The 13,990-nt window shown below is 50.3% G+C and carries 9 protein-coding genes; all 9 read right to left on the bottom strand.

The window, feature by feature from the left end; translation table 11 throughout:
* Nucleotides 1-3 precede the first annotated feature (3 nt).
* The 9 genes from ACMWKK_RS11805 to tssH all read right to left on the bottom strand — a co-directional run bounded on the left by ACMWKK_RS11805 (nucleotide 4) and on the right by tssH (nucleotide 13,988).
* A complete protein-coding gene (locus ACMWKK_RS11805; protein ID WP_112780476.1) occupies nucleotides 4-282 on the bottom strand; it encodes a PAAR domain-containing protein in 279 nt (92 codons plus the stop codon).
* 10 nt (nucleotides 283-292) lie between these two features.
* A complete protein-coding gene (gene tssI, locus ACMWKK_RS11800; RefSeq protein ID WP_112780477.1) occupies nucleotides 293-2,350 on the bottom strand; it encodes a type VI secretion system tip protein TssI/VgrG in 2,058 nt (685 codons plus the stop codon).
* Nucleotides 2,351-2,354: 4 nt separating this feature from the next.
* Nucleotides 2,355-2,756: a molecular chaperone gene (locus ACMWKK_RS11795; protein WP_112780478.1), complete on the bottom strand. Its 402-nt coding sequence runs from the start codon at nucleotides 2,754-2,756 to the stop codon at nucleotides 2,355-2,357.
* Nucleotides 2,753-4,147: a VasL domain-containing protein gene (locus tag ACMWKK_RS11790; protein ID WP_161656291.1), complete on the bottom strand. Its 1,395-nt coding sequence runs from the start codon at nucleotides 4,145-4,147 to the stop codon at nucleotides 2,753-2,755. The genes ACMWKK_RS11795 and ACMWKK_RS11790 overlap by 4 nt, the downstream gene beginning before the upstream one ends.
* A gap of 52 nt (nucleotides 4,148-4,199) precedes the next feature.
* On the bottom strand, nucleotides 4,200-7,859 hold the full coding sequence (gene tssM / locus ACMWKK_RS11785; protein WP_112780479.1) for a type VI secretion system membrane subunit TssM: 3,660 nt from the start codon (nucleotides 7,857-7,859) through the stop codon (nucleotides 4,200-4,202).
* Between the two features lie 6 nt (nucleotides 7,860-7,865).
* The gene (gene tssA, locus ACMWKK_RS11780) at nucleotides 7,866-9,275 is read right to left on the bottom strand and encodes a type VI secretion system protein TssA (protein ID WP_112780480.1); all 1,410 of its coding nucleotides are present in this window, start codon (nucleotides 9,273-9,275) and stop codon (nucleotides 7,866-7,868) included.
* Nucleotides 9,276-9,282: 7 nt separating this feature from the next.
* Nucleotides 9,283-9,837, bottom strand: coding sequence for a type VI secretion system-associated protein VasI (gene vasI / locus ACMWKK_RS11775; protein ID WP_406542801.1), 555 nt, complete (start codon nucleotides 9,835-9,837; stop codon nucleotides 9,283-9,285).
* A gap of 117 nt (nucleotides 9,838-9,954) precedes the next feature.
* The gene (locus tag ACMWKK_RS11770) at nucleotides 9,955-11,394 is read right to left on the bottom strand and encodes a sigma 54-interacting transcriptional regulator (protein WP_112780482.1); all 1,440 of its coding nucleotides are present in this window, start codon (nucleotides 11,392-11,394) and stop codon (nucleotides 9,955-9,957) included.
* Entirely contained in the window at nucleotides 11,394-13,988 is a 2,595-nt protein-coding gene (gene tssH, locus ACMWKK_RS11765; RefSeq protein WP_112780483.1) for a type VI secretion system ATPase TssH, read from the bottom strand. Before tssH ends, ACMWKK_RS11770 begins: the two co-directional genes overlap by 1 nt.
* Between the last annotated feature and the right edge of the window lie 2 nt (nucleotides 13,989-13,990).

Below are 13,990 nucleotides of genomic sequence, written 5' to 3'. Positions count from 1 at the left end.
TCCTTATCCAATCGTGAGCGTCGCATCGCCTTCAATGACCTTGCCACCGTGCGCCGTCGGCGATCCCACCAGCGCGACGGGAATACCGTTTACGGTAAGCAATGACGTCCCGCCGGTAATGCTATCCGGGCTTTCTTTCTGGCATTTACAGCGGTGCCCTACCAGCGCCACCGGAATACCGTTTACCGTCAGCGTCGGATCGCCATCCTGTATTGGACCGCCAACGTGTTTATCCAGCGGGCAGATATGCTGATGCCCTTTTAATGAAACCGGAATTCCCATTTTGTTCTCCTTAACTCAATGATTGTTTACAGATAGGGCAAATTTCCGACAGCGGATCGCCATTCATGGCGGCAACTTCAAGCGAGTTGAGCGCGCTGCTGGCACTGGCTGTTATTTTTGTCATGGCATTTATTCTGAGCAGGCTGCTGGATATCGATATCCCGCTGCTGTCCATGACGATCTTGCCGTTTGGCCCCTGAATGACGACTTTTTCCGAGCCAATGAGCTGTAGTTCTCGGGTGGTGAGGGTGACTTTTTTCCCCGCCTGCATCTCATACCAGCCCGCAACGCTATGGTGGTGATCGCCCGCCGTCTCTTCGTTGTAATCGGCCCCCATCGTGTCTTTACGCTGGTTCAAAACGTGGAAAAGATATTGGTTATCAACCTGAATCTGCTGGTTGTGGATAACGTTAATCATCTGATCGTGATGAACACGCTCAATATGATCGTGTTCGACGATGGAGGTTTTATCGTTTTTTATCTCCTCGCGCTGATCGTGGTGGATGGTGGCAAAACGATCTTGCTCAACGACCAGGTACTCATTGTTTTTAACCTTGGTCTGAAAATCTTTTTCCGCATGGAAATAGATCAGCTGATTGTCATTCTCATCCTCGAAGGACAATTCGTTATAGCCCTCTCCTTTATGCGTGTCGGTACGCAATACGGTACGGGTTTTGTGCACCGGCAAAGAGTGAGGCGGGACATTTGCAACGTGATACGTTCTGCCGGTAATGATTGGCTGGTCAGGATCGCCTTCCAGGAACGATACAATGACTTCATGACCAATTCTTGGAATGGCCATTGCGCCATAACGACTCCCGGCCCATCCCTGCGCCACGCGGATCCAGCAGGAACTGTTTTCGTTGTTTTCACCTTCCAGATCCCAGGGGAACTGGACGCGCACCCGCCCCACTTCATCGCACCAGATCTCTTCGCCTTCAGGCCCTACGACAGTAGCAATTTGCGGGCCATCGACGCGTGGGCGCGGATTGGGTTCTGGTCGCCAGGTGATTTTGTCCGGAATAGCGGTGAAATGGCTTTCCAGCCAGGTCCCCTTCACACCAGCCTCTTCTTCCTGCGACTGTGGCTGTTGTCCTGTAATAATCAGGGAGACGGTTTGCCAGACGCAGTTAAAATCATCGTGAGGATGGGAGGTCAGCGAGAAGCAATCTCCCGCCGTCAATGATGGGGAATCAGAAACGCCGAGCGCCTGCATTGCGTCACGACGAAGTGCATCCAGGCGATAGCAGCTGTAGGCATCGCCGTTAAAATCCGTTTTATAGCGTCCTGGGTAATCATAGTGTTGCATCTGATGATGACGATACGGCGCTTTGTTACCCTGCTGACGATAAAGCATTGCCCATGCTGGATTCTTAAAGGTGTACTCTTTTAACAGCACCTGTGAGACGCGTAAATTTTCCTCATAGCTAAACCGCTGCACGCTGGCCCCCTCATTGAGACCACGTCTATGAGGATTCCAGGGCAGGGTCTCCCCTTTTGGTAAGAAGGTGTAGTCATCAATGAAGACCACCTCGTGCGCATTGCCCGTAAAACGGAAGTACCACGAAATCCCCTCTTCGGCCGCAAGGCGGGAGATAAAGTCCAGCGTAGATTCACGGTATTGCACGCAGTATTCACGTACAGGGTGGTCATAGCGCAATGAGAAACGAAACGCTGTGATCCCTGCTTTTTGCAGCAACTGCGTAATAATTTGCTGGGGCGTCTGCTGCTGAAATATTCGGGAGTGATATTCCAGTGAAAGTAACCACAGATCCGGCCGGAGCGTCACGCTGTAGCGCGTACGCTGGTGCCCGGTGTCATTACGGGCAAATCGCGTTACCAAACCGTGAACGCGACGTTTCAGCTCGCCGTTAAACCAAATCTGTAGCTCAGCGCTATCGTCCAGCACGCGCGGAAAAGCAATGTCGTCATGCTGAGTGGCTAGCTCAAGGTTCAGTTCATAGGGCTCCGAGAGCCCTTCCCTTAACTCAAATGCAGCAACGGTTAATGCGCCAGGAGATAACGTATTCGCGACAAAGGTATATTGAAGGCCGGTGCGGTCAGCCATGATCTTATCCTCGCTGTTTGGCTAACTGCACAAAAGCGGCAATATGTTTGTTGCCCGCAAGTGACTGACAGGCGGCCTCCGGTACGGGGTTATCCTTTTCGAGAGATTTCTCGACATTAACGCCCATTCGCATCAAGTCAGGGTTGTATGACTGAGAGTTCCAGTCTTCGGTGGTGTAGTCTCTGGGATCCCAACCCATATCCAGCGCAGTGATATCCGCAATAGCGGCCAAAGATTTATCCTCAGGGATATCGCTAAGACCACAATGGTCGCGCAGATAGCCTGCGCTCCCAATCAGATCGGCCAGGGCATTCATTTGCTCAGTTACCGGTGGTTTGCCAATCGCCCGGGTCTGGCAACCTACGAGTAATACTGCTGCGAGAGCAAGAAGGGTTACTTTTTTCATTTATTTTCATCCTGATAAGAGTCGGGTATGTGGGTTGATTTCAGCGTCTGTAACGCCTGTAGATAACGGGCCTGTATCCCTTTCAGCTGATCGTCCACTTTTTGAAGATCGGCCCGGGAAGGCTGTTGACCTTTACGGAGAGACTGCTCGATTGACGTCAACTGATAGGAAAGCGGTTCTGTCTCCGACAGACACCGCTGAATGTCGTAAATGGCGCTTTTGAGGTAAGAGATAGTAACGGTACGATGCTGACGTTCGTTATTGAGGAGTTCGTCCATGAGCAATTGAAGCTTTTCTTTTGCCTGCTCATAGCCGGGCACAGTACCCTGAGAAGAGAGTTGCTCAACCTGCTTATACCATGCGCGAGTGACGGTGTTTCCCGGATAAATGTCCTCCAGCAAACTGACCATCTCAAACCCAGCACGCATTGATTCCACCGGGGATTGCGCAAGGATGGTCTCCAGCTTTTGCCGATACTTTTCAAGAATCAACGGGCGGCTGGCCGTCAGCTCCGTGAGGTGATTTTCCGCTGTTGCCGTCGTGACCAGCGCAGGAAGGGGTTGCGTACTCACAAGCATGTCGTCAACCACACTGCGTTGCTGGAAACAGCTAAGCACAAACGTTCCCAAAAGCGTTAAGAGGGCACCGGTGACAATCCCAGCCATTATTACCCCTCCTCGCCCTTTCACCTGGGGTCGCTTACCGGCAACAGTGTTAAGCGAAGAGGTATCAGTGAAGACCTGTTGCTGCCTGCCCGACTGCGCCCTGTTCTCCGCTGAAGATGAAATACTCTCTTTATTTTCTGGAAGGTAAACCAACGGCAGCGTCACGGTAGATCCATTATTATTCGTCGTTGATTCATCCGGCGGTTGAATGGCGTGAATCGTCTGTTCCAGATAAAAATGGACGCTTTGCAGGAGAGTAAAATTGATGTTGCCAATTGTATTCAGCTTTTCGCATATTTTACTCAATGCATATTCTGCGCGATAGATATCGCGCAGCGACTGCTTATTTTTAGGCAATTGACGAATGGTTGAACCGACGCGCGCCGCAAACCAGTCGAGGATCTCTTGCCTTGCCCTGCACGGATTGATCGGTGGCCAAACGATTTCCCACTGGGAAACAATAAGCACAGCCAATAATTCACACCCTTCGGCAAAACCATTCCATTGATTTAACCGCGTACGCGCCATGCTGTAATAAACGACGCTCTGCAGGTCAACGCCATTAGAGGAAAACAATTTGATCGCCTGAGACTGCAGGAGGTTCCAGTCAATAACGGGACGAAGCGGGTGATTTAGCTTATTAATCTCTGATCTAATAACCTCAAATGCGTCGAAAGCACGAGGGTCTTTGCCCGTTGCGACAGGTTGATAATCTAAATGTTCCATATAAATTAATCGGGTTCACTTATAGTATAAATAAACCCGATAAAACCCCTTGTCAGTAAAGTTGATCCATCAATGTAAATTGGCTAAATATATCTCCAGAGAATGGATTATCAGATGCATCCATATAAACACGATAGCTCACTGCACCACCATCAACTGTGAAGCGGATATCAAAGCTGCCATCCTGAATACTGGTTAATTCGCCTTTATCAAGAATATGGAACGTTGCCCACGGACCAGAATATCCTATACTCCGCGGCGATGCTCCAACCGCATTGGGCACAAGCGTAATTTTACTTTCATTTCCGGAGCGCATCGCATTTGGCCAGACAAGATGTGCCGTCGAAGGACTCCCTTGCGTATAATCAATCAATTGACCATCAAGATTAAGGACAGCACGACGCTTATTAGCGCTGAGCTCTATCGGTGATATAGCATATTGAATTCCAAAACCATTTTGTTTTGAGAAGAAAACCGAACGTATTTTATCTGCTTGCTGAAGAGACCTGACGATTTCAGGGCGAATCACCGATTTTCCATCAACGGCACTGGCACGTCCCTCAACGAACACTTTCAGATTATCTTTGTAGAAGCTGTCGATGACACCATCCGGGGCAAAGAAGCGTTCCATATCGCTGAGCGCAGCGTCTTTTGTCGCTCTTCTGTTAAACGGATATTTGTCTGCCAGCTGTGAAAGGAAAGGCGTTACTACCTTGCCTGACCACTCTTTTTCCAGTGATTGCAGCGCAAGCCCCATTACGGCTTCCCAGCTGTTATCTGCCAGTTGACCGACCCAACGTCCAAGAGGCTCAGAGAGGTTTCTTGACATCTGTTTCGCTGAGAAGAACGAATCAGCACTGTTTTGCTGGAAACGCATCTGCGCCAGGAGCAGCGCGGCCTTGCCGGGTTCCGGAGCGTTGCTGATGCGATGCAATTCGGCATTCATTGCTGTCAGCGCATTGTATGCCTGCCGCAACTGTCCATTTTGATCTTCACTGTGTTCGACCAGGGCTTTCTGTTCCGTAAAGGAGCGACCGATGCGGTTGAGCAATACATACTCGGGTTGATTCCCCATCTGCTCCAGCGTATTTTTCTGCGCAATGTTAAGCACCTGCGCAACCTTTTGTTCCTTTTTAGACGCGCCCGCGACAGGAACGTCAGGTTCGACAATAGCGGCCTGAAGCTGTGTTTGCGTGTTATCTCTTAACAGCAGTAAGGCTCGCCAGACAGGCTGCCCGTTGTTCAATACTGCATCTAACGCATCCGTCGCTTCGGAGATGTCGGCAAAAGGTCGAATCGAGAGATTCGTGAGCGCATTGCGCCAGCGGCTAACATAATCGCCAACATAGCGATCGGTAATCTGACGCTGGATCTCCCGTTTATCCGCGTCACTGTAGTCAGTATGCTCAGTCAGTTTTAACACCCATGCATCTAACCCAGTGATATCGACCAGCCGATCCATTTGTTTGGTTAAGTAGTGCGCCAGGCCATAGCGTGTCCAGAACTGAGGGATTTTTAACAGCGCCTCTTCATCCGCGACAAAGACCGTATCGAACTGCGCCCCAATTTCAGTGCGAAGATCGAGATCGGGGGGAAGTTGCTCCCGAGCCTTAATGCCCAGGTTTTGATAGACACGCTGGTATAACGGGAGCTTACTCAGTTCGCGCTGGGCGCTCAGGACATTGCCGACAAACGGCTCCCAGGCTTTAATGGCATCGCGATCGCCTTTACGTCGCTCCCCCGCCCAGTCAGTATGCTGTAGAGCGTAGTCCAGGTGCTGCATCAGACGCTCCTGTACCTCTCGCTGCCCGGTAAAGGCTTTTTGCCACCGGCCGCGCATGTACTCTTCAACAAGCGGAATACTGCGCCCACTTTTGTCTTCGAGCATGCGCATAATGCGCAGCAGCGCTAATTTTTCATCGCTGTTATCCGGAGCCGCTTCAAGCTGCGTCTGCAGATCGGCCATGAGCTGCGGCAAAAAACGCAGCGTCAGAAAACGGAGATAGGTCTTTTCGACCAGCTGTCCAATTCTGTCCCCCTGATATAATCCCATATCGGAAAACAGCGAGTTTTTCTCATGGTAATCGCCATAAGACAGGGTCGCGTCACGAATAATATCCATGTGGGGTAGCCAGTCGGCGCCGAGGGGCTTACTGGCATCAGGCGAGCCGATTTTCTGAAAGGTTTCGACTTTTTTAAGGGCTAACTCACCTGCGCGATAGTTCTTGAGATAGTAATAATACCAGCCGCTGAGCAGCGATAATGCAACCCCACCCGCAATGACCGTTGCAAGCGTTAACCGATGGCGGCGTAAGCGCGTAAATTCAGCGTTCTCTCCGGCAAGATTAGGCTCAGAGAAAAGAGTGTTCGAAAAAAGATCGTGAAGAAAATAGCCGCTCTGGTTGTCTTTTGGTTGCCAGACGCCCTGCGTTGTCTTACGTAGTCCATACCGTTCTGCAATGGCATCCTGGAAGAAGTCACTGCGCCTGTTTTGCTGGATTGCCGACGTAAAATAGAGGCCACGGATAAGCATTTGCCTGCCCGGATCGCGATTATAGTGTCTCAGGAGATCGTTGATGGTCTCTTCGGTCACCGTTTGCAGCGCAGAAAGCTGGCCTATAAAGCAAAACAACGCCGAGCGGAGATCGATCGTGGTTCCACCGATCATCTGCTCAGGCATCAGCTGATTGAGATTTTGCTGCCACTCTTCCCAAAACGCTTTAAGCTCTTTGCGCCAGCTATCCCCGTATTCCGCCTCTAGCGAAAATGAAACCCCAAGGGTCTTATTGCGCATATGTTGCGATAAAGCAGGATAGATCGCCTCAAAACCATTCAGCACATCCATTTTATTGATAACAATAGAGACCGGCACGCGGCATGCAAAACGATCGCTTAACGTCAGAATGTGGGTTTGCCACCGTTGCGCCCACATACGGCGATTCTCAGCCGTCATCGCCATCAATTCCTGAATGTTAATCGTTAAAACCACCCCATTAAGCGGCTGACGGGGACGATGCGTGATTAACCAGTCAAGAAGATGCTGAAGTAATCGCCCGCCCCGATGGTGCACTTTGTCTTTGTCGTGTTCATCTTGCTGGAAGAACTCCCCGGGAGGATCGATCAGAACGGCTGGCTGGGTTAAGAACAGCCCCAGCGATTTAAGCGCTTTGCCATCGTACATCTCTCGCTTCAGCTCACTCTGGAAGTTGAGCGGGATCACCTGATCGGACTTGCGGATTAGGGTACTTTTGCCACTGACACTCTCCCCCATCATGATGTACCAGGGGCGGCTGTACATGGCATTTTTGAGGTGGCTACGCTGGGAATAGTGCTGCAGCCATTCATCAAGAAAACGCGCCTGGTGGTCGATGCTCGCCTGGTAAGGCAGGTTTTCTGCCGCCTGCTGGCCGGGTAAGGCATGCTGCACTTGTTTATAGAGATACCAGCTGACGGTACTCAGTCCCATCAGCAAAAGAAGCAGCGTTGCCACAAGGCGGTTGCCCGTCGATCCCAGCGGTTTTATTTCTCCCCACGTCCACAGAGGGCCCCATAACCAGATGGCGAGCAGCCCCATTGCCCATATCACCCAGAGCACCGTCAAAGACAATGAAAACCGGGGTAACAGAGGTTTAAGCTGTAGTAATTTGCCTGCGAATGCCTTCATTGCCCGCAATGGAGAGAGCCACCGGGCGATTTTATTTATAAAATACATGAATAATTACTCCAGTCCCTGTGAAGTGTCAGAAATATATTTTTTCAGGAATGTCATTAATGAAGGTTCCCACTCCTCCAGCGAGAGTGTGCGAATACTTTTCCAGAGCGAGCAGAATTGATGCTGGGCAAGTTCACGCAGGCCTGCTTCCTCCAGCAGTCTCGCTGTTGTGAGTTGGTTATAAAAATAAAAGCGAGGATCGGCGCGCGTTCCCTTCTTCTGAATATCTTCAAGTTTGTTTAGCGCGGCCTGCAGGCCATTAAGATGGAATTCTTGCCAGAGTGATGCATCATCATTTATTGCCAGTTCGTGACGCTCGCTCTCTTTCTCCGAGTCCATAATCCAGCGGCAAGTGTCAGGACTGGCAAAAGATGTCCCATCACTGAATTGCAGTTTCTCAATACCGGGAAGCCTGTGAATCAGCCTTGCCACGCTTTCCCGAATGGCCTGTGCCACCTCATGAAAACCACACTGCTCAGCTCTTTGAGAAGAGAGATAATGCCCATCAAACCACCAAGGGGCGAGGGTCAGGCTGGTTTCAATCTCTTTCCAGACGTGCGGATCGGTGGCCATTCTATTGCGATAATCAGACACCCGGTCCGGGGAGACAGCTGCAAGCTGCGTTCTGATTCCATCCTTGCTCACCGGAGCACTATTCAGGTTTCCCCAAATCGCATGACGACGAACCAGATAGCCAACCGGATCGGCAGGATGGGATTCGCACAACAGATCGGCCACTTTAAGCAGGCTTTGTCGCCACGATCTTTCCGAGTCAGCTGCGATTTCAAGGCCCGCCGTGGCTGGCGGCGTTAACGGGGAGACTGCCGGCTGAGCCTGCGGCTCCTCCACCTCTTTCCTGACGGAAGCGTCACTCGCCGATCGGTCATAGACCTGCATAAGCGAACTCACCTCAGACGACAAGGTTGCATCAAAAGAAGAGAGCATTTCCGCTAAGACGTGCATCGTCTCGCGGAACTGTTTTCTTTCAGCTTCATCGCATCGCTGTGAGAAGTACCCGGCCACGCCTTCAAAACGCTTCAGGACTTGTTGTAAAAGCCTGGCTCTGATCCGGGCATCTTGCGGCCAGGCGGTGGAGGCAAAATGACGTAAATAACCGGTCAGTAACACGCTTGCCAGCACGACCTGCTGGGGGTGCCCGCCATGCTGAAGCGTGCGCAATAAATGAATTACAATCCGAAAATCTTTACTTTCCTGTTCCAGCAGGGCCAGACAATTTTCCTGAATGCGAGGAATATCAACTTGTTCGTGAGTAAGTGACCCCAACCTTGCAATACCGCTGTCAACCTCTTCCCATAAAGGTGATTCTTCGTTGACTTTTGCCGTCGTTTTTTCCTCCGACAACGGGACCAGGATCCGCTGCAGCCAGGGATGATTGTTTAATGTCATCGCTTTCATCTCAATCTCACCAGTGGCATGCCTGACGCAAAGGCTCAAGCGCCTGCTTCAGGCCATCGATACGAAAACGCAGGTCCTTCAGCGCAGGTTGATCGGATGAAATGACCAACTCTTTCGCACCAAACAGCTGCTGTATTTCCGCAATACCCTGGAGGCCTCGGCTTGCTTCCAGCCGGTACCCGCTTCCTCGCCAGAACCAGCGGCTGGTGAGCACCTTGCCATCCGCATGCATTTCCAGCATCTGGTCACCCTTTCCCTGTGGCGCCGTAAACGCGATTTGCATACGGGTAATATTCTCTATACAACTGATGGCAAATATCGCCCGTGCGGGATAATTGCCATTGCCCGGCACCGTCAACATCACTATCCCGGCCGAGCCCTCTGTATTGAATGTTTTGAGTATCATTACGGGATCGCCACTCTGACGTTGTTTTTCCTGCTCCATAATTTGTAACCAATAGCGGTCAGGCCTGTCCGCCTGATAAACGTTAATTTCAGGGTGCCACGCCTGGTCATAACACTGCAGACGAGGTAAGGGAGACGATTGCTGACGACAGGCCAGCAGAGCCGTTTTTACCTCATCCGTAAGATGATTCCGGCGACGTTTTTTCTGCTGCGGCGGTAAAAGGAGCATTAATAAATGGAAGAAAAAATATCATTGCCATGAATACTTTTAATTTCATCGCACTATTCCTGATTTTTTGCACTTCATATCCAGTGAACGTCTTGATATTGAGAGACTGGCGGCCGTCCTTTCTTTATCAAAATTGTATTTTTCCAGCCGCTGACGTAAAACTATCGTTTCGTAACGAGACAAAATAGCTTTGAGCGAACCGGAATCATGGCTATCTGACAAGGAAGAATAAATACCCGCAGGACGACTGACGGTTTTCTCCCTGAGTGCCTTGAATCCGCCCGCCATGCCGCTACTTTTCACCCAAAAGATATAATCAAGGAGAATATTTTCCATTTCCCTTATATTTCCTGGATATGAATACCCTGTTAATAACTCAATGACCTCCTCAGCCAGATAAAAATCACCCGGCAGGTCTTGCTGATTTTCGATTAAAAATCGTTCTACAATCTGTCTAATATCCTGTCGTTGTACCCTTAATGGTGGGAGATAAATTTCACTCCCGGCAATCCGGTGATAAAAACCAGCGTGCTTTCTTTTCCATTCTTCGCGATCCCGGGTGGTGAGAATAAGCTTCAGATGGACATCCCCGGCGTCTCGCCCATCCGTACTCAGCACCTCATTGGTATCCAGAAAATGCTGTAGATAGCCGTGCCAGCGTGGCGCCAGCCTGTCAATGTTCTCGAGCAGTAAAAATCCACGATGAGCTTTGACTAAGGCGCTTCCGGAAACATTTTTCTCGCCAAAAATCTTTATGCCCTGCCATTCCTCGGAAAGTACTGCACAATCAAGATTGACGAGCGGGACCTGTAGGGTGAAATAACGGTGCAAATAATGGGCGAGCCAGGTCTTTCCCGTTCCCTTTTCCCCAACAATCAGCACCGGTTTTCCGTGGGACAATGCTTCAACAGCCTGTTGGACACTGTCGCCCGAAACGCGCCATGGCTGATTTTTCGCAGCTTGTGGCCGTTGAGCAGGCTCAATCTGAGCGCCATCCTTATTCAGTTCCCTTGAACGGATCAGGAAGACCTGCAATAAAGATGAGAACTGACTTTCAACATTGAGCAATGCTTCAAGAGTTGTAGCGGGTGCCAGGATGGCCCAAATGCCCCACACTCTCCCTTGCCCCTCCAGCAGGGGAATCGCATACAGCCCGCATTCCCCCTCCTGGCGCAATACCAGCTCACGAAATTTGGGATGTTCAATCCTTGCACCATAATTCAGCGATAGCCAAACGGCGGGTTTAGCGCTGCGAATAACCTGCGCCAGAGGATGCCTGAAGTCGTCAACATTCAGATGTAGCGTTGCAGCCTTCTCACCTGTTACCTGGCATGCTATTTCAGCCCCCGGGAAAGGAATTACACCGAGGATTTGGCTTCCGCCTGGGGCCATCATGGCGATCTTGCTGGCAAAACATGTCATAAGATCGTCCACCTGCTGACAGGCTAGCAGTTCCAGGATTGCAGGCAGCGCTGGCTCGGGCATTAGCTTTCGACCTCAACCGTGAAATTACTCGCCTCAATGCCAAAATGGATACGGCTGATGGTCTCGCCCTGTGCGAGTTTTTGTAAAATCACCATGGAAACAGGCGGCAATAATGCTCCGTCTATGACGGACTCCAGCATTCGAGCGCCATTTTCTTTGCGGGTTGCCCGGTCAAAAATCTCCTGATAAACCGCCTCGTCAATAATAATTTCCGCGTTAAATCGTGTAGATAGCTTATTCGATAGATCAGCAAGCTTGCTGCGAATAATGGACACCAATGTCTCACTGCCTAACGGGAGGAAAGGCACAATTTCCATACGTGCAAGTAAGGCCGGTTTGAAGAATGCAGCCAGTTCTGGATAGAGCACATCAGGTATCTGCTCCGGACTCTCACTCATGTCAACAATGGTCTGGTAACCCAGATTTGATGTCAGGAAAAAGGCGATATTCTTGCAGTCGATAAGCTGCCCTTCACCATCCGCCATCTCCCCTTTATCAAAGGCTTGATAGAATAAATTCAGCACGTCTGGATGCGCTTTTTCGACTTCATCGAGCAGGACGACGGAATAGGGCTTTTTACGTATAGCCTCCGTCAGGATCCCTCCTTCGCCGTACCCAACATAGCCAGGAGGAGAGCCAATGAGTCTTGAAACGGTATGTTTTTCCTGAAATTCCGACATATTGATAGTCGTTAACCAGGCATTTCCCCCAAAGAGGAGTTCGGTCAGTTGTAATACTGTTTCTGTTTTACCGACACCGCTTGGCCCTACCAGCAAAAAGGCGCCCAGGGGACGTCCGGTTCGCCTCAAGTCTGCGCGTGCGGTTAATAAATGTCGATGAAGATGCCCAATGGCAAGGTCCTGGCCTTTAATGGTCCTGGAGAGGAAATCCGGAAGCTCTGTAATAACCTTCAGCTCATTTTGCGTGATCTGCTGTAGAGGTACCCCTGTCCATTCAGCGATGACTGTCGAAATCTGATCTTTGTCGACATGTGTGGAAAGACATTTCTGCGTTTTTTGTAACGCAATTAGCTGCGCTTCGCGATCCGCTAATTGCATTGCGGTATCGGAAGATGCTTCCTCCTTAAGAAGAGACTGACGCAAAGAGATTATTTCCGAAACCAATGCCTTCTGACTATGCCACTGCTTTTCAAGCGTTTCCCGTTCGATCTGTAGACGTTGACGCAATGAAAAGAGCTCGCCCAGGCGTTCCGCATTTTCGTTTAGACCTATGCGCTGCTCACGTTCAATATGATGAATTTCTTGTTCCGTCTCTTTCAACCGGGTTTCAAGCTGGGTGTACTCTCGGGGTGGAGCCGTCAGGTTAATTGCGCAGCGTGCACAAGCGGTATCAAGCACATCGATAGCTTTATCAGGGAGTTGTCGTCCTGAAAGATAACGAGCACTTAATTGAACCGCAGCGACCAGCGCCTCGTCATCAACAAGAACGTTATGCGCGAGTTCATAACGGGCCACCAATCCTCGCAGAATAGTTGTTGCCTGAACGAGATCGGGTTCGTTGACTTTTACAAGCTGGAAACGTCGGGTTAATGCCGCGTCTTTCTCAATGTATTTTTTGTACTCCCGCCAGGTCGTCGCAGCGATCGTTTTTAGCTCCCCTCTGGCCAGCGCGGGCTTGAGTAAATTTGAAACATCCAGCCCACCCTGCGTATTGCCCGCGCCTATCAGTGTATGCGCTTCATCTATAAATAAAATGACGGGCATTGGCGCATCGAAGACTTCCTGCATGATCCCTTTGAATCGCTTCTCAAACTCACCTTTAACTGAGGCTCCCGCCTGCATCGCTCCCAGATCGAGCGAAAGGAGTACCGTCCCTTTGAGCTGGTCTGGCACCTGGTTCGCAACAATGCGAATCGCCAGCCCTTCAATAAGCGCACTTTTCCCCACGCCGGCTTCGCCGACCACTATCGGATTATTTTTGCGACGACGACAGAGAATATCGATCATCAGGTCTATCTCTTCATCCCGACATAAAACGGGGTCGAGCTGGTTCTCACGTGCAGCCTGGGTAACATCGGTAGTAAAGCGGGCAAGTATTGAGCCCTCCCCACCAACATTGACCGGAGGCGTTGCGGATGAGGGAGAATCAGTCGTGCGATTCTCAGCCGAATCCTTTGTGATTTGAGTAATTTTGGCAGTCAGCTGCTCGCGGTGTATTCCTTCGATTAGACGGCAAAAATCAACAGGAAGATAGCGATGACGATGCGTCAGCAAGACCAAAAACAGGGCTCCGCTACGCAGCTCTTTTTGATTCAGCTCCGTCGACGCCAGTAACCAGCTATCCTGTAACCATTCAATAAGTAATGGTGAAAATGAAGGGTATGACTGCGGATAGTCAGTACGATCGAGAGGGTTAACATGTAATAAAGATTTTGCTCGACCAGCATCGATGCCATATTCATCAAATATGAACCCTATATCGCAAAGTGGAGACTCAATTAATTCATTCAATAAATGAATTACGCTAATTTCAGTTGCATGCTGATTAACACTCACCGCCGCAGCCTGCTCGAGAGCACGACGAACGAGAGGATGCAACCGTTCTACAAGAGCGGCTATTTCAATCCTAATCATTT

This window comes from Enterobacter sp. 01-M-03-SI-ECC (assembly GCF_047530215.1).
GTDB lineage: Bacteria > Pseudomonadota > Gammaproteobacteria > Enterobacterales > Enterobacteriaceae > Enterobacter > Enterobacter chengduensis.
This window is presented reverse-complemented; position numbering and strand designations above follow the sequence as displayed.